Below are 23,345 nucleotides of genomic sequence, written 5' to 3'. Positions count from 1 at the left end.
TCGTACGCAAATTCCGTGTACACCGAGAACCCTGTGGGAGCGGGCTTGCCCGCGATGAGGCCAGCCGCAACAACGAAGACCTCAAGGCTCCAACCCAATCCCACGCAATATCACACTGGTCACCGTCTGCACCGCCCGCTCGAACTGCATGTCCGACAGTGGCTGGTGATCGTTAAGAATATTCACCTGGTGATCAAAGTCGGCGTAGTGCTGGGTCGAGGCCCAGATCATGTACAACAGGCTGGAAGGCTCCACCGGCAGGATGCGTTTGTCCTCCACCCACTGGCGAATTTTCGCTTCTTTCATCTTGGCCCAGTCGTACAGGCTCGCATCCAGTTTCTCACCCAGTGTCGGCGCACCGTGGATGATTTCGTTGGCCCAGACTTTCGAACCGTACGGCCGGCTGCGGGAATGGTTCATCTTGGCGCGAATGTAGCTGCTGAGCACCACTCGCGGGTCGTCGAACATCTCGAAGCACAGGGCGTCCTGCTTCCAGACTTCCAGCAAACCCAGCAGCACCGCGCTGTACAGTTCACTTTTGGTGCTGAAGTAGTAATGCAGGTTGGAACGCGGCAGTTGTACTTCGGCGGCGATGTCGGCCATGGCGGTGCTGCCGAAACCTTTTTCGGCGAAGACTTTTTCGGCCCCCAGCAGAATTTTTTCGACGTTACTGCGACGAATCTCGATCTTGTGATTGCCCATGAGGGCTCCCTGACAACAGCGTTGGTCAAGACTAGCATCCGCTCTGGATCGGGGCGACAAGGTAAAATACCGCCAACAATTTTCGCCCGAACACAAACCCCCTGTAGGAGCGAGGCTTGCCCGCGAAAGCGGTCTGTCATTCAACATTGATGTCGGCTGACAGTCCCTCTTCGCGGGCAAGCCTCGCTCCTACAGGGGATGAGGTGCTCGACAAGTCATCGTATAACTTGTGATTGACATTCCTGCAAAGCCTCGCAAATAATCGCCGCCAATGTTGTACGACGACGTATAACAAAAATAACAATAACAAAAACCAGGGAGCGTTACTGTGAGCAGACTCGCCCGCAATTCCTTCGCCAGCACCCCTCGCCCCACCTTCGTCCGTCGCCATAACCTCATCCTGATCGGTTGCAGCAGTCTGGCTTTCGCCCTGCCCATGACCAGCCAGGCCGAAGGTTTCGTCGATGACGCCAAGGCCACGCTGAACCTGCGTAACGCCTACATCAATCGCAACTTCACCAACCCGAACAACGCCCAGGGCAAGGCTGAAGAGTGGACGCAAAACTTCATCCTCGACGCTAAATCCGGCTTCACCCAAGGCCCCGTCGGTTTCGGCGTGGATGTGCTTGGTATGTACTCGCAGAAGCTCGACGGCGGTAAGGGCACGGGCGGCACGCAGTTGCTGCCGATCCATGATGACGGTCGCCCCGCGGACAATTTCGGTCGTCTGGGTGTGGCGCTGAAAGCCAAAGTGTCGAAAACCGAATTGAAGGTCGGGGAATGGATGCCGGTGCTGCCGATCCTGCGCTCCGATGATGGTCGCTCGCTGCCGCAAACCTTCCGCGGCGGCCAGGTCACCTCCACCGAACTCAGCGGCCTGACGCTCTACGGCGGGCAGTTCCGCGGCAACAGCCCGCGCAATGACGCGAGCATGGAAGACATGTCGATGAACGGCAGAGGCGCGTTCACCTCCGACCGCTTCAACTTCGGCGGCGGCGAGTATGCGTTCAATGAAAAGCGCACGCAGGTCGGCGTCTGGTACGCGGAACTCAGCGACATTTATCAGCAGCAGTATTTCAACCTGAGCCACAGCCAGCCCATGGGTGACTGGACCCTGGGTGCCAACCTCGGCTACTTCATCGGCAAGGAAGACGGCAGCGCGCTGGCCGGCGACCTCGACAACAAAACCGCGTTCGCCTTGCTCTCAGCGAAATACGGCGGCAACACCTTCTATGTCGGCCTGCAAAAACTCACAGGCGACAGCGCCTGGATGCGCGTCAACGGCACCAGCGGCGGCACGCTGGCCAACGACAGCTATAACGCCAGCTATGACAACGCCAAGGAACGCTCCTGGCAGGTGCGCCACGACTACAACTTCGTCGCCCTCGGCATCCCCGGCCTGACCCTGATGAACCGCTACATCAGCGGCGATAATGTGCACACCGGAGCGATCACCGACGGCAAGGAATGGGGCCGCGAATCGGAACTGGCCTACACCGTGCAAAGCGGCGCGCTGAAGAGCCTCAACGTCAAATGGCGCAACGCGACCATCCGCCGCGATTTCAGCACCAATGAATTTGATGAGAACAGGATCTTTATCAGCTACCCGATTTCGTTGTTGTAAGGCAGGGCCCCTTTGCAGGTTGGCATAAATCCCATGTGGGAGCGGGCTTGCTCGCGAAGACGGCGGCACAGTCATTATTGATATCGCCTGGCACACCGCCTTCGCGAGCAAGCCCGCTCCCACAGGTTCAGCGCACTCACGGGGGATGAACATGACCCTCCGTCAATTTCAACCAAAGTCGCGTTGACAAGCACCAGAAAGCCTAACAATACTTCGACCAAGTCATACGACAACCTACAACAAACCCAATAACTACAATTTTCTGTTCAGGGATTTACATGACGACCACATCCCCATTCAATCGCCTGCTCCTGACCGGCGCCGCCGGTGGCCTCGGTAAAGTCCTGCGCGAACGCCTGCGACCTTACGCCAACGTACTCCGTCTGTCGGACATCGCCGACATGGCACCGCCCATTGATGATCGCGAAGAAGTCGTGCCGTGCGACCTCGCCGATAAACAAGCGGTGCACCAACTGGTCGACGGCGTGGACGCGATCCTGCACTTCGGCGGCGTGTCGATTGAGCGTCCGTTCGAAGAGATCCTCGGCGCCAACATCTGCGGCGTGTTCCATATCTACGAAGCGGCCCGTCGCCATGGCGTGAAACGGGTGATTTTCGCCAGTTCCAACCACGTCATCGGCTTCTACAAGCAGGACGCAACCCTCGACGCCCACTCCCCTCGCCGCCCGGACGGTTACTACGGTTTGTCCAAGTCCTATGGCGAAGACATGGCCAGTTTTTACTTCGATCGCTATGGCATCGAGACCGTCAGCATCCGCATCGGCTCCTCGTTCCCGGAACCACAAAACCGTCGAATGATGAGCACCTGGCTGAGCTTCGACGACATGACCCGACTGCTCGAACGCGCGTTGTACACCCCGAATGTCGGCCACACCGTGGTGTACGGCATGTCCGACAACAAAAGCATCTGGTGGGACAACCGTTTCGCGACAAACCTGGGTTATGCGCCACAGGACACCTCCGAAGTGTTCCGCGAAAAAGTCGAAGCCCAACCAATGCCCGCCGAGGATGATCCGGCCCGGGTTTATCAGGGCGGTGCCTTTGTCGCGGCCGGGCCGTTCGGCGACTGAGCCCTCGCCAATCTCCACATAACAAAGCCAAGGGAATGCGCTGCCATGCAAGTCGAATTGATTGTCGATGCCCGCAATGCGGTCGGTGAAAGCCCGGTGTGGGTCCCCGAGGAAAACGCCCTGTACTGGGTCGATATCCCGACCGGTGGATTACAGCGCTGGAATGCCGACAGCGGGCACGTTCACGCCTGGAAAGCCCCACAAATGCTCGCCTGCATCGCCCGCCACAGCGCGGGTGGCTGGGTCGCTGGCATGGAAAGCGGGTTCTTTCACCTGCACCCGCACAACGATGGCAGCCTCGACAGCGAACTGCTGGCCCACGTCGATCACGCCCGCCCCGACATGCGCCTGAACGATGGCCGCTGTGATCGTCAGGGCCGCTTCTGGGCCGGCAGCATGGTGCTGAACATGGGCGCCAACGCCGCCAACGGCACGCTCTATCGCTACAGCGCCGGACAACGCGGGCCGCTCGACGCCCGGCTCAGCGGTTTCATCGTGCCCAACGGCCTGGGCTTCAGCCCGGACGGCAAGACGATGTACCTCTCGGACTCGCACCCGAACGTGCGTCAGATCTGGGCCTTCGATTACGACATCGACGGCGGCATACCGTCCAACCGCCGGCTGTTCGTCGACATGCATCACTTCCTTGGCCGCCCCGATGGCGCGGCGGTGGATGCCGAAGGTTGCTACTGGGTCTGCGCCAACGACGCCGGGCTGATTCACCGTTTCACTCCCAATGGCCGACTGGATCGTTCGCTCCCCGTGCCGGTGAAGAAACCGACCATGTGCGCCTTCGGTGGCAGCCAGTTCGACACGCTGTTTGTGACCTCGATCCGCCCCGCTGACGACCATGACGAACAGTCGCTGGCCGGCGGTGTGTTCGCCCTCAACCCCGGCGTCAAAGGCTTGCCGGAACCGGTGTTCAACGAATTGCTTTAACCCCTCTGCTGCATCGCTGTGCCTTGAATAAAAAAACAACAAGACTGGAGACACAACCCATGGACTTCAAACGCACCTTGCTCGCCGCCGCACTTCCCATCACCGCAGCACTCACCTTCACCCTCAGCAGCGCCGCCCAGGCGCTGGAAATCAAATTCGCCGACATTCACCCCGCCGGTTACCCGACCGTGGTCGCCGAGGAACAACTGGGCAAAACCCTGGTGGCTGACAGCAACGGCAAATTGACGTTCAAGATGTTCGCCGGCGGTGTGCTCGGTTCGGAAAAAGAAGTCATCGAACAGGCCCAGGTCGGCGCTATTCAGATGGCCCGGGTCAGCCTCGGCATCGTCGGGCCAGTGGTGCCGGACGTGAACGTGTTCAACATGCCGTTCGTGTTCCGCGACCAGGCGCACATGCGCAAAGTCATCGACGGTGAGGTCGGCGATGAGATCCTCGACAAGATCACCCACTCCGAATTCAACCTGGTCGCCCTGGCCTGGATGGACGGCGGCACGCGCAATATCTACACCAAGAAACCGGTACGCAGCCTCGCCGACCTCAAAGGCATGAAGATCCGCGTGCAAGGCAACCCGATGTTCATCGACACCATCAACGCCATGGGCGGCAACGGCATTGCCATGGACACTGGCGAGATCTTCAGTGCGTTGCAGACCGGGGTGATCGACGGCGCGGAAAACAACCCGCCAACCCTGCTCGAACACAACCACTACCAGAACGCCAAGTTCTACAGCCTGACCGGGCACCTGATCCTGCCCGAGCCGATCGTGATGTCGAAAATCACTTGGGAAAAACTCAGCCCCGACCAGCAAGTGCTGGTGAAAAAAGCCGCCAAAGCCGCACAGGCCCAGGAGCGCACGCTGTGGGATGCGAAGTCGGCCAGCAGTGAAGAAAAGCTCAAGGCTGCCGGCGTCGAGTTCATCACCGTCGACAAAAAACCTTTCTATGAAGCCACGGCTTCGGTCCGGGAAAAATACGGCGCGCCTTACGCCGACCTGATCAAGCGCATCGAAGCCGTTCAGTAACCCTCCCTGCATTCATGAAAGGCCCGGCACCGTTGACGAGTGGATCGTCAGCGGCGCCCGGTTACGGTGAAACCCGATGAAGAATCTGCTGCTGCGCATCAACGACAGGATTTACATGACCTGCATCTGGGTCGCCGGCCTGTCGGTCCTGACTATTTCCCTGATCATTCCCTGGGGCGTCTTCGCCCGATACGTCCTCGGCACCGGTTCAAGCTGGCCGGAGCCCACCGCGATTTTGCTGATGATGGTCTTCACCTTCATCGGCGCCGCCGCCAGTTATCGCGCCGGTGCGCACATGGCCGTGGCCATGCTCACCGACCGCATGCCCCCCGAACTGCGCAAGACCATGAGCATCGTTTCGCAGCTGCTGATGGCGACCATTTGCCTGTTCATGGCCATCTGGGGCACCAAGCTCTGTATGTCCACCTGGAACCAGTTCATGAGCGCCCTGCCCACCCTGCGTGTGGGCATCACTTACATGCCGATCCCTGTGGGCGGTGTGCTGACGCTGATTTTCGTGCTGGAAAAACTCTTGCTCGGTGACCAGAGCAACCGTCGGGTCGTGCGTTTCGATCTGGTTGAAGAAAGCGAAGGGGCGGCATGAATGGACGCATTGATCCTGTTGGGCAGTTTTATCGCGTTGATCCTGATCGGCATGCCGGTCGCCTACGCCCTGGGGCTTTCTGCCCTGATCGGTGCGTGGTGGATCGACATCCCGTTCCAGGCGCTGATGATTCAGGTCGCGGGCGGCGTGAACAAATTCTCGTTGCTGGCGATTCCGTTCTTCGTACTCGCTGGCGCGATCATGGCCGAGGGGGGCATGTCCCGGCGCCTGGTGGCTTTTGCCGGGGTGCTGGTGGGGTTCGTGCGCGGCGGGTTGTCGCTGGTGAACATCATGGCCTCGACTTTCTTCGGCGCGATTTCCGGCTCTTCGGTGGCGGACACGGCGTCGGTCGGTTCGGTGTTGATTCCGGAAATGGAGCGTCGCGGCTACCCGCGGGATTTCTCCACCGCAGTCACGGTCAGCGGTTCGGTGCAAGCCCTGCTGACGCCACCCAGCCATAACTCCGTGCTCTATTCGCTGGCCGCTGGCGGTACCGTTTCGATCGCTTCGCTGTTCATGGCCGGCGTGGTGCCGGGCCTGCTGATGAGCGCGTGCCTGATGGTGCTGTGCCTGATCTTCGCCAGAAAGCGCAACTACCCCAAGGGCGAAGTCATCCCCATGCGGCAAGCGCTGAAAATCTGCGGTGAAGCGATGTGGGGCCTGATGGCGATGGTCATCATTCTCGGCGGCATTCTCTCGGGCATCTTCACTGCCACGGAATCGGCGGCGATCGCGGTGCTGTGGTCGTTCTTCGTCACCATGTTCATCTACCGCGACTACAAGTGGCGTGAGCTGCCCAAGTTGATGCACCGCACGGTGCGCACCATCTCGATCGTGATGATCCTGATCGGCTTCGCCGCCAGCTTCGGCTACATCATGACGCTGATGCAGATCCCGGCCAAAATCACCACGATGTTCCTGACCCTGTCAGACAACCGTTACGTGATCCTGATGTGCATCAACGTGATGCTGCTGTTGCTCGGCACGGTGATGGACATGGCGCCGCTGATCCTGATCCTCACGCCGATTCTGATGCCGGTGATTCTGGGCATTGGGGTGGACCCGGTGCAGTTCGGCATGATCATGCTGGTGAACCTGGGGATCGGCTTGATCACACCGCCGGTGGGCGCGGTGCTGTTTGTCGGCTCCGCGGTGGGCAAGGTCAGCATCGAAAGCACCGTGAAAGCGCTGCTGCCGTTCTATGGCGTGCTGTTTCTGGTGCTGATGGCTGTGACTTACATTCCGGCACTGTCGCTGTGGTTGCCGCATTTGGTGTTGTGACCTCAAAAGATCGCAGCCTTCGGCAGCTCCTACAGGATTTGTGTTCGTCCGATATTTCACGGGTGTGCGCGATTCCAATGTAGGAGCTGCCGCAGGCTGCGATCTTTTCAACCATTCAACGCAGGGCGAAAATCATGACCCTCAACACCCTCGAACTCGAAGACGAACTCACCCGCCTCACCCTCGCCCCGGAACTCGGGGCGAGCATCGTCAACTGGACGGTACGCAGCACCGGCCAACCGCTGTTGCGCCACAGCGACCAACACACCTTGAACACCGGCCTGCCCGGCAAACTCGCCTGCTATCCCTTGGCGCCGTGGTCGAACCGCATCTCGGAGGGTGGTTTCGATTGCCCGGTTGGCTGGCTCGCGCTGGCGCCCAACAGTCTCACCGACCCGCTGCCGATTCATGGCAGTGCCTGGCAACAGCCGTGGCAGATCGTCTCGCACACCCGCGATGAAATCGTCCTGCAACTCGACAGCTCCACGCCCTTCGCTTATCGCGCAAGGCAACGTTTCCGTCTGAGCGAGGGCAAGCTGAGCATCGATTTGCAGGTCACCCATCTGGCCGAACACGCCGCCTGGCATGGGGTCGGTTTACACCCTTATTTCCCGCGCACTGCAGGCACTCGGTTGCAGGCGCAGGCGCGACAGGTCTGGTTGTGCGACAGCACAAAACTGCCAACACAACTCACTTCGATACCCAAGGATTGGGACTTCAGCCAGCCCCGGGCATTACCCGAAACGCTGGTGGACAACGGCTTTTGCGAATGGGATGGCCACTGCCTGATCCAGCAACCCGAGCTGGGTTATGAACTGGAATGCCAAGCCACCGGCAGCGACTACTACCTGCTCTACTGCCCCGTAGGCCTGGAATTTTTCTGCATCGAACCGGTGAGCCACCCGGTCAATGCCCATCACTTGCCGGGTCGGCCAGGCTTGCGTTTGCTGGAGCAAGGTCAATCCGCCGAGCTCGGTTTCAGTCTGCGCTATCGCTACGCCAACAGCTGAGTCAGCACCGCGCGCAACTTGCCGGGCTTCACGGGCTTGTTCAGCAGCGGCGCGTCGAGGCGCTGCAATGAGCGACGACACTGGTCGGTGCGGTCGGCGGTGATGATCACCGCCGGAATCGCCCGGCTGAAATGCTCGCGCAAATGCCGAACCACCTCACAACCCACCACCCCGTGATCCAAGTGATAGTCCGCCAGAATCAGTTCCGGCGCCTGTCCCTGCAAAGCCACCAGCGCGGTGGCCTCGTCGGTGGCGGTGACCACCTCACAACCCCACTGCCCGAGCAGCGCGCTCATGCTTTCAAGAATGCTGACTTCGTTGTCCAGCACCAACAGACGCCGGCCCGGCAATGGATTGCCGGTACTCGGTTGCGGCGCGACCTGACTGATCGGCAGTGGAATCTCATGGGAAATCGGTACTTCGATGCTGAACATCGAACCGCACCCCGGCTGCGAATGAACCTGAATCCTGTAGTCGAGGATCTTGGCGATGCGTTCGACAATCGCCAGTCCCAGGCCCACGCCCTTGCGATCGGCGGCGCGCCCGACGTCCAGTTGGTTGAATTCAAGGAAGATCGAGTCAAGACGATCCGTAGGAATCCCGCGCCCGGTGTCCCAGACTTCGATACGCAGCGCATCGCCCCGGCGTCTTGCCCCCAGCAGAATGCAGCCCTCGTCGGTGTAGCGGCAGGCATTGCTGAGGAAGTTGCGCAGGATTCGGGTCATCAGGCGCAAGTCGGTGTGAATGGCGTAATCACCCATGTGCACCCGCAGGTTCAACCCGGCTGCCGCAGCCACTGATTGAAACTCCGAGACCAGTGGCGCGAACAATTCGTCAAGGCGATACAGGGCGATATCCGGCTTCACCGCGGCCTGATCGAGCCGGGAAATATCCAGCAGATCGGTGAGCAAGTCTTCGGCCCCCTCCAGCGCCTGATGCGTGCGCTCCACCAGCACCTGCTCGACGTCGGGCAGTTTGCGTTCGCGCAAGGTCGAGATCAGCAAACGCGCGGCGTTGAGCGGTTGCAGCAAGTCGTGACTGGCGGCGGCAAGGTATTTGTCCTTGCTGCGATTGGCGGCTTCGGCAGCATCACGGGCATCGCGCAAGGCTTCTGCGATCTGTTTGCGCTGGGTGATCTGCTGTTGCAGATTGCGGTTGGCGTCCAGTAACTCGTTGGTGCGCGTGGTGACCCGCTGCTCCAGTTCGTCATTGAGTTGTTGCAGGCGCTGCTGAGCGAGTTTTCGTTCGGTGATATCGGCGACAAAGCCCTCCACCAAACCTGCCTGATCCGGTTTGAGCAGCAGGTTCATCAACACGTCGAGGACGCTGCCGTCCTTGCGCCGCAGCTGAGTTTCATAGCCCAGCAGGCTGCGCTCGCGCTGGAGGATTTCACCGATGCTTTCCAGCTCTTGCGCCCCGCCGACGAACAACGTGCCCGCCAGGTCCGTCAGGGAAAACAGCACCTCCTGCGGGCTTTGATAACCGAGCATCCGCGCCAGCGCCGGGTTGGCGGCGCGCATGCCTTCCAGCAGGCTGGCTTGGAAGATCCCGTGTACCGCGTTTTCGAACAGCCATTTGTAGCGGTTGCGTTCGGTTTCCAGTTCATCCAGGCGCGCGGCCAGTTCCGGGTAATGACTCTTGCGCGCCGAGTGGTTGCCTAAGCCGAGTAACCCGGCCAGCGCCCGTTGTTGCTCGTCAGAGGGCTTCGCCATAGACGACCTCGACGTCGCGCTGACTGGATTCGCGCGGGTTGGTAAGGATGCACGGGTCGTGCATGGCGTGTTGCGACAGGAACGGAATGTCCGCCGTACTCACCCCGTGCAGCCCCAGGGTTTCGTGGAAGCCGATGGCGTGTTTGAGGGCGATCAGGTGTTCGACCAGCCGCCCGCAAATCTGCCGGTGATTAAGACCACGGCAATCAATACCGAACGTCTCGGCAATCACCTTGAAGCGCTCCGGCGCCGAGCTGTAGTTGAACGCCACCACGTGTTCCACTAGCACCGCATTACAGAGGCCATGGGGCAGATCGAGGAAGCCGCCGAGGCTGTGGGACATGGCATGCACCGCGCCAAGGATCGCGTTGGAGAACGCCAGCCCGGCCTGCATGCTGCCGAGCATGATTTTTTCCCGCAGGGCGATGTCGCTGGGGTTGGCGATCATTTGCACCAGATTGCCGTTGATCAGCCGCATCGCTTCCAACGCATGGGGGTCGGTGAGCGGCCCGTGACCGGTGGAGACAAAGGCTTCGATGGCATGCACCAACGCGTCGATGCCGGTACAGGCCGACAGGAACGGGTCCATGCTCAGGGTGGTTTCCGGGTCGATCAGCGACACGTCCGGCACTGCGGCCTTGCTGACGATGGAGAATTTCATGCGTTCTTGCTGATTGGAGATGATCACGAACTGCGACACGTCGGCCGACGTGCCGGCGGTGGTCGGGATCAGGATCAGCGGCGGGCTGGGCATGCGCAACATGTCCACACCCTCGAATTCGAGGATGTTGCGCCCGTGGGCGACGACAATGCCGATGCCCTTGCCACAATCCATCGGGCTGCCGCCGCCGATCGCCACGATCACATCGCAGTGATTCTCCCGGTACAGCTCGGCGCCGAGCATGACCTCTTCGATCCGCGGGTTGGGCGAAACGTCGCTATATAGAAAGTAATCGATGCCCTGGGCTTGCAGGCTGACCTCGACATCGGCGACCCAACCGGCGGCAATCACACCGGGGTCGCTGACCACCAGCACCTTGCGGGCGCCGAAGGTCTTGGCGTAATTACCGACGTTGTGCCGACAGCCGGCACCGAAGATGATTTCAGGCGAAACGAATTTACGCAGCTGGCTGAGATTCTGGCTCATTGGAAAGCCTGTTTTTATTGTTTTGGAAGGTAAAGTCCACACTAAAGCATCCGGCTGCGAATGCAATCAGACCAATGGATAGCGAGCCGCCCGGGGGTGCACTCCGATTCTGTATTCACTGAAAATCCCTGTGGGAGCGGGCTTGCCCGCGATAGCTGTTTTACAGTCAACATCAATGTTGAATGTGCTGGCCTCGTCGCGGGCAAGCCCGCCCCCACAAGGGATTTGTGTTCACAACTCATCCGCGATAAATCAGCCGCGAAGCCTTTTCATTGCGCAAGGTCAGGTGCTCCATGCCCTGCCCCGGCGCATCGGCTTCGTCCCGGGCCTTGAGAATAACGTCATGGTGCGGCGACTTGCTGCATACCGGGTCGGTGTTGGCGGCATCGCCGGTGAGCATGAACGTCTGGCAGCGGCAGCCGCCGAGGTCCTGGTGCTTTTCATCGCAGGAACGGCACGGCTCTTTCATCCAGTCATCGCCGCGAAAACGGTTGAAACCGAAGGAGTCATTCCAGATGTGTTCGATGCTGTGCTCACGCACGTTGGGAAACTGCACCGGCAACTGGCGAGCGCTATGACAAGGCAACGCCGTGCCGTCCGGGGTGATGTCGAGAAACAGGTTGGCCCAGCCATTCATGCAGGTCTTGGGGCGTTCTTCGTAGTAATCCGGGGTGACGAAAATCAGCTTGCACGGATGGCCCTCGGCCTCAAGCCTCTGGCGATATTCATTGGTAATGCGCTCAGCGCGCTGCAACTGTTCGCGGGTCGGCAACAGGCCGACGCGGTTGAGTTCGGCCCAACCGTAGAACTGGCACGTCGCCAACTCGACGAAATCCGCCTCCAGCTCCAGGCACAGTTCGATGATCTGCGCGATCTGGTCGATGTTGTGCCGATGGGTGACGAAGTTCAGCACCATCGGGTAGCCCTGGGCTTTCACCGCCCGGGCCATGGCCAGTTTCTGGGCGAAGGCCTTGCGCGAGCCGGCGAGCAGATTGTTCACCTGTTCATCGGCGGCCTGAAAACTGATCTGGATATGATCCAGCCCGGCGATCTTGAAGTCGCGGACCTTCTGTTCGGTCAGACCAATCCCTGAGGTGATCAGGTTGGTGTAGTAACCCATGTCCCGCGCGGCCTTGATCAACTCGGCCAGGTCCTGGCGCACCAACGGCTCGCCACCGGAAAAACCCAGTTGCGCAGCGCCCATCTCCCGCGCCTCGCGGAACACCCGAATCCATTCTTCTGTGCTCAACTCCTCACCCTGTTGAGCGAAATCCAGCGGGTTGGAGCAATACGGGCATTGCAACGGGCAGCGATAGGTCAGCTCTGCCAGCAACCACAGCGGTGGGCCGGGTTGCTGTTCGATCAGGCTCACAGGGTGATCCCCCGGTGCCAGACACGCTCGGTGGTGACGGTGTGATACGGCGGGCGGTCCAGCTCGTAGGCCATGCTCATCGCGTCGAGCATGCTCCACAGCACATCGAGCTTGAACTGCAGAATCTCCAGCATGCGTTGCTGGCCTTCGACCGTGACGTAGTGCGCCAGGGTGATGCGCAAACCATGCTCGACATCGCGCCGCGCCTGGCTCAGACGCGTACGGAAATAGTCATAACCGGCCGGATCGATCCATGGGTAATGGGTGGGCCACGCATCGAGTCGAGACTGGTGGATTTGTGGCGCGAACAGTTCGGTCAGGGAACTGCTGGCCGCTTCTTGCCAGCGAGCGCGACGGGCGAAATTGACGTAGGCATCCACGGCAAAACGTACGCCCGGCAGCACCAACTCTTGCGAAAGGATTTGTTCGCGCTCCAGCCCCACGGCTTCGCCCAATCGTAGCCACGCTTCGATGCCGCCTTCACTGCCGGGGACGCCGTCATGGTCGAGGATCCGCTGCAGCCATTCCCGGCGCACGTCGCGATCCGGGCAATTGGCGAGGATGGCGGCATCCTTGAGCGGGATGTTCACCTGGTAATAGAAGCGATTGGCGACCCAGCCCTGGATCTGCTCGCGGGAGGCGCGCCCGGCGTACATGGCTTGGTGGAGTGGGTGGTGGATGTGGTAATAGGCGCCCTTGGCGCGCAGGGCTGCTTCGAATTCGGTGGGGGTCATGGGGGTGTCAGTCATTGCGGTTCTCCGGATTTCGCGGTGTTTGGTCTGACGCCTTCGCGGGCAAGCCCGCTCCCACAGTTGATCGGTGTGAACATAGATTTTGTGTACACCAACAATCCAATGTGGGAGCGGCGGTGCGGCGATCCGACTTGCCCGCGAAGAGGCCATCCGCTACAGCTCAATACTCATGCCGTCATAAGCCACTTCAATCCCGCGCCGCCCCAGCAATGCGCGCTCCGCCGAGTCTTCATCAAGGATCGGGTTGGTGTTGTTGATGTGGATCAGCACCTTGCGCTGGCGATTGAAGCCCTCCAGCACATCGAGCATGCCGCCGGGGCCACTTTGTGGCAGGTGGCCCATTTCGCTGCCCAGGTTCTGGCCGACTTCGCACACGCGCATTTCATCGTCGCGCCACAGCGTGCCGTCCAGCAGCAGGCAGTCGGCGCGCAGCATCCAGCTCACTACCTCGGCGTCGACTTGCCCCAGCCCCGGCGCATAGAAAACCGATGCACCGCTGCGCAGGTCTTCGATGAACAGGCCAATGGTGTCGCCCGGTTGCGGGTTGCCACGGTTGGGTGAATACGGCGGTGCATTGCTGACCAACGGAATCGCGCGAAATTGCAGGTGTGGGCAGGCAGCGATGTGGAATGGCTCACGATCCAGTTCGATGGGTTGCCACTGCAAACCACCGTTCCAGTGTTTGAGCATGGTGAACAAGGGAAAGCCGCTGCTCAGGTCTTCGTGAACCCGCTCGGTGCACCAGACCGAATGCGGGCAGCCTTCGCGCAGGCTCAACAGCCCGGTGCAATGGTCGATCTGACTGTCCAGCAGGACGACACCGGCAATCGCCGTGTCACGCAAGCGTCGGGCCGGTTGCATCGCCGGGAAGCTTTCGAGCTGCGCGCGAATATCCGGTGAAGCATTGCAAAGCACCCACTCCACACCGTCGTCGCTCAGGGCAATGGACGACTGCGTGCGGCGTTGTGCACGCAGGTTGCCGTTGCGCATAGCGGCGCATTGACGGCAGTTGCAGTTCCATTGCGGAAAACCGCCGCCAGCGGCGGAACCGAGAACGCGGATGTGCATGGAATGCCTCCAGAAGGCAGGCCCGGCCAACGCGACGGCTGACCGGGCGATCAATCAACGGTTGGCGAAATACATCGTCACTTCGAAGCCAATGCGCAGATCGGTAAACGCGGGTTTATTCCACATGGGTCAATCCTCTTCTTGTGCCGGACGATTCCGGTAAGACCATTAATGCACGGGGGATGAGATGACCGAATGCTACTTTCGAAGGAGGTTGTGGGGTGCGTTGGTAGGGGGGGGTGGCGCAGATCTTCAAATACACACAAGACCAATGTGGGAGCGGGCTTGCTCGCGAAAGCGGACTATCAGTCAACATATTTGTTGAATATCAAGCCGCCTTCGCGAGCAAGCCCTCTCCCACATTTTGTGGTTGTGGTGTTCTTGCGGGTTAGAAGAACCCCAACGGATTGATGTCGTAGCTCACCAGCAGGTTTTTGGTTTGCTGGTAATGGTCGAGCATCATCTTGTGGTTCTCACGGCCGACACCGGACTTCTTGTAGCCACCAAACGCGGCGTGGGCCGGGTACAGGTGGTAGCAGTTGGTCCAGACGCGCCCGGCCTTGATCGCCCGGCCCATGCGGTAGGCGCGGTTGATGTCGCGGGTCCAGAGGCCGGCGCCGAGGCCGAACTCGCTGTCGTTGGCAATCGCCAAGGCTTCTGCTTCGTCCTTGAAGGTGGTGATACCCACCACTGGGCCGAAGATTTCTTCCTGGAACACACGCATTTTGTTGTGGCCTTTGAGCAGGGTCGGCTGGATGTAATAGCCGCTCGACAAATCGCCTTCAAGGCGCTCGGCCGCGCCGCCGGTGAGCAGTTCGGCGCCCTCCTCCTGAGCGATTTTCAGGTACGAGAGGATCTTGTCGTATTGCTGCTCGGACGCTTGGGCACCGACCATGGTTTCGGTGTCCAGCGGGTTGCCGCGCTTGATCTTGACGATCTTCTTCATCACCACTTTCATGAAGTCGTCATAGATCGACTCCTGCACCAGCGCCCGGGACGGACAAGTGCAGACTTCGCCCTGGTTGAAGAACGCCAGCACCAGGCCTTCGGCGGCTTTCTCGATGAACTGCGGCTCGGCGTTCATGATGTCTTCGAAGAAAATGTTCGGCGACTTGCCGCCCAGCTCGACGGTGCTTGGAATGATGTTCTCGGCGGCGCAATGCATGATGTGCGCGCCGACCGGGGTGGAACCGGTGAAGGCGATTTTGGCGATACGCTTGCTGGTGGCCAGCGCCTCACCGGCTTCGCGACCGAAACCCTGGACGATGTTCAGCACGCCGGCCGGCAGCAAGTCGGCGATCAGCTCGGCGAACACCATGATCGACAGCGGCGTTTGTTCGGCGGGTTTGAGCACGATGCAGTTGCCGGCAGCCAGGGCCGGGGCGAGTTTCCAGGCGGCCATCAGCAGCGGGAAGTTCCACGGGATGATCTGCCCGACTACGCCCAATGGTTCGTGGAAATGATAGGCGGTGGTCAGTTCGTTGATCTCGGCGGCGCCGCCTTCCTGAGCGCGGATGCAACCCGCAAAATAACGGAAGTGGTCGGCAGCCAAAGGCACGTCGGCGTTGAGGGTTTCGCGCACGGCTTTGCCGTTGTCCCAGGTTTCGGTGACGGCGAGGATTTCCAGGTTCTGTTCGATGCGGTCGGCGATTTTCAGCAGCACCAGCGAGCGATCCTGCGCCGAGGTTTTGCCCCAGGCATCGGCGGCGGCATGGGCGGCATCGAGGGCTTTTTCGATGTCGGCGGCGCTGGAGCGCGGGAACTCGGCGATCACTTCACCGGTAACCGGTGAGGTGTTGGTGAAGTACTCGCCGTTGATTGGGGCAACGAACTCGCCGCCGATGAAATTGCCGTAGCGCGGTTTGAAGGAAACGACGGCGCCGGGTGTTCCGGGTTGTGCGTAGATCATGGTGGGCCTCTGTCTGGGTCGATGCCTGTCGAGCCAACAGGCGATGAACCGATAGTAGAGAGCCCCGCCTGCCAGACGAATGCGCCGTTGGCAGGGGGATTCTCGTTATTTGGTAGTAGGTTTGCCCATACGGAACAGGTGATCCTTGTGGCGAGGGGGCTTGCCCCCGTTCGGCTGCGCAGCAGTCGTAAATCCGACCAACGCAGTGAGACAGGAGAAATATCGGGGCCGCTTCGCGACCCAACGGGGGCAAGCCCCCTCGCCACAAAAGCCCGCTCCCACAGGGTTATGCGGTGGAATCAGGTTGATCAGTGTTTGGCAACGAGATCTTTAGGCAGCTTGAACGTCCAGAGCATGCCGCCCTGGTTGAAGTCCTTGACGCGCTTGGCCACTTCGCCGCCCCACAGCGGTACGGCGCCACCCCAGCCGGAGAGCACCGAGACGTACTGTTCGCCGTCCATTTCCCAGGTGATGGGCGAGCCGAGCACGCCGGAACCGGTCTGGAATTCCCAGACTTTCTCGCCAGTCTTGGCATTGAATGCTTGCAGGAAACCTTCCGGCGTACCGGTGAACACCAGGTTGCCCTTGGTGGTCAGCACCCCGCCCCACAGTGGTGCGAAGTTCTTGTGGCGCCAGACTTCCTTGCCGGTTTTCGGGTCGATGGCGCGCAGCACGCCGATGTAGTCTTCATTCAACGGTTTGATGGTGAAACCGGCGCCGAGGAACGCCGCGCCTTTCTTGTAGGCGATGCCTTCGTTCCAGATGTCCATGCCCCACTCGTTGGACGGCACATAGAACAGGCCGGTATCGCGGTTGTAGGCCATCGGCATCCAGTTTTTCGCCCCGAGGAACGCTGGCGCGACGAACACCGAACTGCCTTTGGCTTCGGAGCCCGGCGCACCTGGACGGCTGGCTTCGTTGTAGATCGGCCGACCGCTTTTATCCAGGCCGCTGGCCCAGGTGATTTTGTCCACGAACGGGAAGCCGCGAATGAATTTGCCGTTGGTGCGATCCAGCACGTAGAAGAAACCGTTACGGTCCGCCGTGGCTGCGGCTTTGATTTCTTTGCCGCCTTCGTTGTAGTTGAATGACACCAGTTCGTTTACGCCGTCATAGTCCCAACCGTCGTGGGGCGTGCTCTGGAAGTGCCATTTGATCGTGCCGTCATCCGGGTTCAGCGCCAGGCGCGAGGACGAGTAGAGGTTGTCGCCAGGGCGCAGGTGCGAATTCCACGGCGCCGGGTTACCGGTGCCGAACAGCAGCAGGTTGGTTTCCGGGTCGTAGTAGCCGCCCAGCCAAGGCGCGGCACCGCCGGTTTTCCACAGATCGCCCGGCCAGGTCTTGCCCGCTTCGCCGCCGGAGATGCCGTTTTCTACTGCCTTGCCGTCCTTGTAGACATAACCCATGTGGCCTTCAACGGTTGGTCGGCTCCACAGCAGGCTGCCGTTTTTCGGGTCGTAGGCTTCGATCTTGCCCACCACCCCGAACTCGCCACCGGCCACGCCGGTGATCAACTTGCCGTTGATGACCAACGGCGCGGCGCTGATGGAATAGCCTTCCTTGTGGTCGGCAACTTTCTTGCTCCAGACGACTTTGCCGGTGTCCTTGTTCAGCGCCACAAGCTTGGCGTCGAGGGTGCCGAAAATCACCAGATCGCCATACAGCGCGACACCACGGTTGATCACGTCGCAGCACGGGCGGATGTCATCGGGCAGGCGCGCGTCGTATTGCCAGAGCTTCCTGCCGGTGCGCGCATCCACCGCGAACACCCGCGAGTAGGAGCCGGTCATGTACATCACGCCGTCCTTGATCATCGGCTGCGCTTGCTGACCGCGCTGCTTTTCCCCGCCGAACGAAAAGGCCCAGACCGGGCGCAGATCCTTCACGTTGTCGACATTGAGGGTGTCCAGCGGGCTGTAGCGCTGACCCTGGACGCCCAGACCATTGGTGACGACCTGCTCCGGGTTCTTCGGGTCCTGGAGGATGTCTTGATCGGAGACTGCGGCCAATGCCTGGCCAGACAACAGCATGGCACTGAGCAGCATGCTCAAAACGAAAGGTTGGCGACGTGCGGGTTGGGTCATGACGGCTGCCTCTGCGGTTTTTGTTATACCCGGGAAATTTTCCCGGTCTGGTGCAGATTCTTGGGCGCCGCCGCCCTTGCAACAATTGCCCGCAGTGCGGAGATTGCTAGTTCCTTAGTACCGGGTCGGAGGAGATGGACACCTGTTTTGTGATCGACACCGGTCCCTGTGGGAGCGGGCTTGCTCGCGAAGGCAGTGTGTCAGGCAACATCAATACTGAATGTGAATGCCCCTTCGCGAGCAAGCCCGCTCCCACAGGGGATCTTCGGTGTACACAACATCTGCGTTCACACCGCTCAAATGTGGGAGCGGGCTTGCTCGCGAAGGCGGTGTGTCAGGCAATATCAGTGCTGGCCGGAATCCACCCGCCTCATCTGCCCCCGTTCATAACGCGGGTACAAATGACTGACGCTGCGGATCAGTTCATAACGGCTCAGGCTGATCCCGGCAAAACGTTCGGGAATGGGGCTGCGGATCATCTCGGCCATGTCGCTGCCATGGGCCGCGCCATCGCGCATCAGCTGGTCCAGCCAAGTGAGGTAATCGCGCATCTGCTCGAACGGTTTTGTGTCCGTGGCCACCGGCCCATGACCAGGGACGATCAGCGTCCATGGCAAACCCTGCAGGGTCGCGATGTCCGCCAGCCACACCGGCAGCCCCGGGCTGTTGGGCGTGGTCAGGGCGCGTTGACAAAACACCAGGTCCCCGGCAAACAACACGCCGGTTTTCTGGTCGAGAATAGCCAGATCCGCGCCGGTGTGCCCACCCAGACTCAGTAGGCGCAAATCGTGATTCCCAAAACTTTTCACGCCTGGCATCAGCGTCTGCGTCGGCAACACCACCTCGGTGCCGCGCATCCAGTCGCCCACCAGCCGATACATGTTCTCGGCCATGGCATCACCCTGTTGATGCAACAACTCGGTGGTACCGGCCAAAGCGCCGATCGGCACGTCGGTGAAAGCCTGGTTACCCAACACATGGTCGGGATGGTGATGGGTCAGCAACACCTGAATCACCGGTTTATCTGTGGTCGCCGCAATCGCTTTGCGCAGGGCTTCGCCATAGCGTTTCGACGGCCCGGTGTCGATTACTACCACGCCCTGTTCGGTGACGATGAACGCGGTGTTGACGATGTTGCCGCCGTTGCTCTTGGAGAAATTGTTGGTGCTGCCTTCCAGCAACCAGGTGTCTTCGGCGATCTGCCGGGGCTTGAGTGCGTAATCGGGATCGGCCAGGGCCGGCAGGCTCAGACTGATGAACAACAGCAGCATCCAGCGCATCACTCGCTCCTTGGGTCAGGGAATGGCCGCATCGAATTGATTGCCGCTGTTGTCGCGCAACACCAGGCGCGTCTGCCCTGCTCCTTCGATATCGAAGGCCAAATTGGGGTTTTCGCTGACCGCCGGGAACAACTCCAGTCGCGCCAGCAGTTGATCGTTTTGATCACGCAGCTCGGCGTGATTGATGAAGAATTCCGGGATGCCGCTGACCATGCCGTTGTCCATCGGATGCGCCACCTGCAAACGCACGCGGCTGAATTCACCACGGGGATAACGGCCACCTAGCACCTCGCCAATGTGTTCTTCCCAACCTGGCTGAGTGCGCACCACACTCGGCGCCGTGCAACCCCCGCCCGCCGCATCGATCAGGGTCGAGCCGACATGCCACAGCCCATCGCGGGTCAGCACCGCCGCACGTAATGGCGTGGCCTGTTCAACGCGGATACGGATCGACAGCCATGGCAGCACACCGGTCAAGGGTTCAAAATCGACGATTTTCGGCAACGGATTGAGTTCGGCCCAGGCGAGGATTCGCACCACTTCACCCTTGAACGCCCGGGCGTCGATTTCCAGCGGCACTTGCCGGGCATCCTCGGCAAACGGCGGCGCGAGCAACTTGACCCGCTCGTCGAACACGAACGGTGCATCGCCCAGCATCTGCTTGTGATAGAACCCCCACATCACCGACGGCACCGGGTCTTTACCCGGCTCGACGTCCACCGCATACGCGGCCAGGGGCAACCAGCAGGCCAACAGACAACTCGCTCGCCAGTTCACTATTGATACATCTCGGGTACGTCATACCGCAGGCCGTAATGGGCATAAATGGCTTTCACCGAGCCCTCGCGAATCAAGGTCTCCAACGCCTCTTCCACGGCGTAAGCCAGTTGCCGGTTGCTTTCATGCACCGCCATGCCGATCTCCCAGAGCTGCTTGCCCATGTTCGGGTAGGCGTTTTCCGCCAGGGCCACTTGCGGGTCGGCGGCCTGGTGGACTTGCCAGTCGATCTCGCCGCGCATGGCCATCACCGCGTCGACTTCACCGGCCTTCATTGCGGCAAACGCCTGGGGTACGCCCGGGTAATGGTGGGTCTTGGCGGCGAGCATGCCGTTGAACACCGAGGTCAGGTAAAACGACGGCACGCTGTCGACTTCGACGCCGATCGGGTGTTGCTGGAACACTGCGACGCTGGCCACCGAGTCCAGCCGACGACGGTCGTAAGCGACTTGCCATTGTTCGGTCTGGTACGGCCCGAACATCACCACATGGCCGTTTTCCAGCTCACCCAGTTCATTGCGTTTCTGTGAGTAATCGCGATCGTACGGCACGCGCATCATCAGGTCGGCCAGTTGCTGATTGTGCAGCTGACTGGCCCGCCAGATGTAATCGCGCAGGTCGTCGTCGAGCTTTTCCCCGGCGGGTGCCCAAATCAGTTTCAGGCGTACTCCCATGGCCTTGGCCAAGGCCTGGGCGAGTTCGACATCGACCCCGCGAGCCTCGCCAGCGTCTTCAAAGCTGTAGGGCGCGAAGTCCTTGTACACCGCGACTTTCAGCTCGGCGGCGGCGATCATTTCGTCATAGGTACGGACCTGCGCCTGCGCTGTCTGGCAACACAGCCACACAGCGCCGATCAACACCGCGAGCAAACGCATGGGTCACTCCTCGACGTGCACGCTGTCCAGGTAGGTGCGCACCGCCCACAAGGCTTCCTGGCTCAGGTAGTCGGCCATTTTCGGCATGTACACCCGGCCGTCACGCACGGCGCCATGGCGCACACGTTCGACGAACCATTCATCACCGGCCTCGCCGACGTCGAGCATGCGCAAGTCGGGGGCGATGCCGCCGGACTTGGCTTCCAGGCCATGACAGGCCGCGCAGTTCTGGTTGTAGGCCGAAGAGCCGATTTGCACGGCTTTTTCACGTTCCGGAGAGGAACGGTATGGGTTCGCCGCCGCCCAACCATCGGCATCGACCTGCACACCGGCATCCTTGATCGGGGTCAGTCCCTGGGTTTCGACGGCTTGGGGTACCACGTTGCCATGGGCCCAGACGGAACCTGCGTTGATGAAACCGGCCAGCAGTCCGGCAACGAGCAAGGCGTTGCGTTTTGTTGTCATTGTTCTGCCCTCAAGATTGCACGCAAAACCTCTTTGAAGAGGCTATGGCACCCATCTTAGGAACGGCTTTGCGCCAACCCCATGCTGCTTTGGTGGCCGCGGCCTACTCCCTTGGTAGTAGGGCTTGTGGCGCAGGCCCGACCAATACGGGTCGGGCGCCGTGAAGCTTGTCGACGCCGATCAGGGTCAGGATCAGCAAAAACGGCAGGAGCAGTGCTTTGAGAATTCGCATGGTCAATCTCCCCCCTTGAGTGATGGCCGTTGTAACCCATGCTAAAACCGCGCCGTCCGGGGTGAGTTACGACCTTGGTACTGGCCCATCGGTACTTTCTGCATATTTCCCCGCCCGCCCAGGGTTCCTATGCTGACGCTACCTGTGATGGAGTGCCTTTATGCGCCAGCTCGCCCCTTATGCCTTGATCTACTTGCTGGCGATTGCCTGCGCCGCCGGGGTGGCGACCCAGGTTCAGGCGGCGGACGCGCCGTTGCAGGTGCAGATCGGCTACCTCGGTTATCGCCCCGATCCTGGGCCATTGCTGTCGAATGTTATTCCCGAACCGACCGATGCCGGCCTGCGCGGCGCCGAACTGGCGATCACCGACAGCAACAGTACCGGGCGCTTTCTCAATCACAGCTACAGCCTGGTCAGCGCCAGCGTCGACAATCCGGATGCGCTGATTGAAGCGGCCAAAACCCAACATGAACAGGGCCTGCGCCTGTTTGTGGTGAATGCACCGGTGGAAACCCTGCGCCGACTCAGCGCCGTGCTACCCGACAGCCTGCTGTTCAATGCCGGCAGCCCCGATGACAGCCTGCGCAGCACCGATTGCTTGCCGAACGTGCTGCACAGCCTGCCAAGCCGCGCGATGCTGGCCGATGCGTTGGCGCAATTTCTGGTGCTGCGCAAATGGCAACGGGCGCTGCTGATCGTCGGCCCGACCGCGGACGATCAAGCCTATGCCGCTGCCCTGCGTCGGGCGGCCAAACGCTTCGGCTTGCAACTGGTGGCAGAAAAAGCCTGGAGTTTCGATAACGACCAGCGCCGCAGCGCCCAGGCCGACATGCCGCTGTTCACCCAGACCGCCGAGTACGACGTGGTGCTGGTGGCCGATGAACGCGGCGACTTCGGCGAGTACGTGCCCTACCAGACCTGGTATCCACGGCCGGTCGCCGGCACCCAGGGCCTGACGCCGGTGGGTTGGCACAAGACCGTGGAAACCTACGGCGCCGCGCAATTGCAGAAACGCTTCGAAGCCCTGGCCGGGCGCTGGATGAACGACCGGGATTTCGCCGCGTGGATGGCCGTACGCAGCATCGCCAGTGCGGTGGGCAAACTGCGCCAGGCCGATGCCATGGCGATTCGTACGCTTGCAATCGGCGATCAATTGCCGCTGGACGGCTTCAAGGGTCGCAAGCTCAGTTATCGGCCGTGGAACGGTCAGTTGCGCCAGCCGATCCCCATCGTGCAACCCCGAGCGCTGGTCAGCACCTCGCCGCAAGACGGCTTCCTGCACCCCGTCAACGAAATGGACAGCCTGGGTTACGACAAAGCCGAGGTCAGCTGCCGCTTTCTCTGATCCCTTTTTTCACGACAACGACAACAACAATAA

Annotated in this window: 22 protein-coding genes; 8 read left to right on the top strand and 14 right to left on the bottom strand. The window is 60.7% G+C overall.

The window, feature by feature from the left end; all coding sequences use genetic code 11:
* Positions 1-81: 81 nt before the first annotated feature.
* Positions 82-702: a TetR/AcrR family transcriptional regulator gene (locus F6R97_RS28505; protein WP_007899508.1), complete on the bottom strand. Its 621-nt coding sequence runs from the start codon at positions 700-702 to the stop codon at positions 82-84.
* 328 nt (positions 703-1,030) lie between these two features.
* On the opposite strand from F6R97_RS28505, the gene F6R97_RS28500 reads away from it, so the two are divergent.
* The 7 genes from F6R97_RS28500 to F6R97_RS28470 all read left to right on the top strand — a co-directional run bounded on the left by F6R97_RS28500 (position 1,031) and on the right by F6R97_RS28470 (position 8,294).
* On the top strand, positions 1,031-2,326 hold the full coding sequence (locus F6R97_RS28500; protein ID WP_315867484.1) for an OprD family porin: 1,296 nt from the start codon (positions 1,031-1,033) through the stop codon (positions 2,324-2,326).
* 278 nt (positions 2,327-2,604) lie between these two features.
* Positions 2,605-3,417 (top strand): NAD(P)-dependent oxidoreductase, encoded by an 813-nt coding sequence (locus F6R97_RS28495; protein WP_315867483.1) that lies wholly within the window; start codon positions 2,605-2,607, stop codon positions 3,415-3,417.
* A gap of 45 nt (positions 3,418-3,462) precedes the next feature.
* Entirely contained in the window at positions 3,463-4,356 is an 894-nt protein-coding gene (locus F6R97_RS28490) for an SMP-30/gluconolactonase/LRE family protein (protein WP_315867482.1), read from the top strand.
* Between the two features lie 59 nt (positions 4,357-4,415).
* Positions 4,416-5,399: a TRAP transporter substrate-binding protein gene (locus tag F6R97_RS28485; RefSeq protein ID WP_007899503.1), complete on the top strand. Its 984-nt coding sequence runs from the start codon at positions 4,416-4,418 to the stop codon at positions 5,397-5,399.
* A 76-nt stretch (positions 5,400-5,475) separates the two neighbouring features.
* Positions 5,476-6,003, top strand: coding sequence for a TRAP transporter small permease (locus F6R97_RS28480; RefSeq protein ID WP_048394637.1), 528 nt, complete (start codon positions 5,476-5,478; stop codon positions 6,001-6,003).
* Positions 6,004-7,284: a TRAP transporter large permease gene (locus F6R97_RS28475; protein ID WP_048394639.1), complete on the top strand. Its 1,281-nt coding sequence runs from the start codon at positions 6,004-6,006 to the stop codon at positions 7,282-7,284.
* A 134-nt stretch (positions 7,285-7,418) separates the two neighbouring features.
* Complete coding sequence (locus F6R97_RS28470; RefSeq protein ID WP_048394641.1) at positions 7,419-8,294, top strand: aldose 1-epimerase; 876 nt, start codon at positions 7,419-7,421, stop codon at positions 8,292-8,294.
* Here F6R97_RS28470 and F6R97_RS28465 read toward each other — a convergent pair.
* The 13 genes from F6R97_RS28465 to F6R97_RS28405 form a co-directional block, all read right to left on the bottom strand.
* Positions 8,279-10,006, bottom strand: coding sequence for a NahK/ErcS family hybrid sensor histidine kinase/response regulator (locus F6R97_RS28465; RefSeq protein WP_048394643.1), 1,728 nt, complete (start codon positions 10,004-10,006; stop codon positions 8,279-8,281). The genes F6R97_RS28470 and F6R97_RS28465 overlap by 16 nt on opposite strands.
* The gene (ercA, locus tag F6R97_RS28460; protein ID WP_048394645.1) at positions 9,990-11,153 is read right to left on the bottom strand and encodes an alcohol dehydrogenase-like regulatory protein ErcA; all 1,164 of its coding nucleotides are present in this window, start codon (positions 11,151-11,153) and stop codon (positions 9,990-9,992) included. The genes F6R97_RS28465 and ercA overlap by 17 nt, the downstream gene beginning before the upstream one ends.
* Positions 11,154-11,391: 238 nt before the next feature.
* Positions 11,392-12,525, bottom strand: a complete 1,134-nt coding sequence (gene pqqE / locus F6R97_RS28455; protein WP_315867481.1) for a pyrroloquinoline quinone biosynthesis protein PqqE — start codon at positions 12,523-12,525, stop codon at positions 11,392-11,394.
* Positions 12,522-13,274 (bottom strand): pyrroloquinoline-quinone synthase PqqC, encoded by a 753-nt coding sequence (gene pqqC / locus F6R97_RS28450; RefSeq protein WP_315867480.1) that lies wholly within the window; start codon positions 13,272-13,274, stop codon positions 12,522-12,524. The genes pqqE and pqqC overlap by 4 nt, the downstream gene beginning before the upstream one ends.
* A 156-nt stretch (positions 13,275-13,430) precedes the next feature.
* Complete coding sequence (gene pqqB, locus F6R97_RS28445; RefSeq protein WP_315867479.1) at positions 13,431-14,345, bottom strand: pyrroloquinoline quinone biosynthesis protein PqqB; 915 nt, start codon at positions 14,343-14,345, stop codon at positions 13,431-13,433.
* 54 nt (positions 14,346-14,399) lie between these two features.
* Positions 14,400-14,471, bottom strand: a complete 72-nt coding sequence (pqqA, locus tag F6R97_RS28440) for a pyrroloquinoline quinone precursor peptide PqqA (RefSeq protein ID WP_010455123.1) — start codon at positions 14,469-14,471, stop codon at positions 14,400-14,402.
* A gap of 262 nt (positions 14,472-14,733) precedes the next feature.
* Positions 14,734-16,254: an aldehyde dehydrogenase family protein gene (locus F6R97_RS28435; RefSeq protein ID WP_305506382.1), complete on the bottom strand. Its 1,521-nt coding sequence runs from the start codon at positions 16,252-16,254 to the stop codon at positions 14,734-14,736.
* 308 nt (positions 16,255-16,562) lie between these two features.
* Positions 16,563-18,338, bottom strand: coding sequence for a PQQ-dependent methanol/ethanol family dehydrogenase (locus tag F6R97_RS28430; RefSeq protein WP_217854666.1), 1,776 nt, complete (start codon positions 18,336-18,338; stop codon positions 16,563-16,565).
* Between the two features lie 344 nt (positions 18,339-18,682).
* Complete coding sequence (locus F6R97_RS28425; protein ID WP_315867478.1) at positions 18,683-19,618, bottom strand: quinoprotein relay system zinc metallohydrolase 1; 936 nt, start codon at positions 19,616-19,618, stop codon at positions 18,683-18,685.
* 15 nt (positions 19,619-19,633) lie between these two features.
* Positions 19,634-20,395, bottom strand: coding sequence for a quinoprotein dehydrogenase-associated SoxYZ-like carrier (locus F6R97_RS28420; protein WP_315867477.1), 762 nt, complete (start codon positions 20,393-20,395; stop codon positions 19,634-19,636).
* The gene (locus F6R97_RS28415; RefSeq protein ID WP_048394658.1) at positions 20,395-21,270 is read right to left on the bottom strand and encodes a substrate-binding periplasmic protein; all 876 of its coding nucleotides are present in this window, start codon (positions 21,268-21,270) and stop codon (positions 20,395-20,397) included. The genes F6R97_RS28420 and F6R97_RS28415 overlap by 1 nt, the downstream gene beginning before the upstream one ends.
* Before the next feature lie 3 nt (positions 21,271-21,273).
* A complete protein-coding gene (gene pedF / locus F6R97_RS28410; RefSeq protein ID WP_038984185.1) occupies positions 21,274-21,735 on the bottom strand; it encodes a cytochrome c-550 PedF in 462 nt (153 codons plus the stop codon).
* A gap of 103 nt (positions 21,736-21,838) precedes the next feature.
* On the bottom strand, positions 21,839-21,967 hold the full coding sequence (locus F6R97_RS28405) for a hypothetical protein (RefSeq protein WP_007907038.1): 129 nt from the start codon (positions 21,965-21,967) through the stop codon (positions 21,839-21,841).
* A 160-nt stretch (positions 21,968-22,127) separates the two neighbouring features.
* Here F6R97_RS28405 and F6R97_RS28400 point away from each other — a divergent pair, with 160 nt between their 5' ends.
* Complete coding sequence (locus F6R97_RS28400; protein WP_038984186.1) at positions 22,128-23,312, top strand: ABC transporter substrate-binding protein; 1,185 nt, start codon at positions 22,128-22,130, stop codon at positions 23,310-23,312.
* The last annotated feature ends 33 nt before the right edge of the window (positions 23,313-23,345 follow it).

The organism is Pseudomonas sp. JV414 (assembly GCF_032424305.1).
Lineage (GTDB): Bacteria > Pseudomonadota > Gammaproteobacteria > Pseudomonadales > Pseudomonadaceae > Aquipseudomonas > Aquipseudomonas lini.
This window is presented reverse-complemented; position numbering and strand designations above follow the sequence as displayed.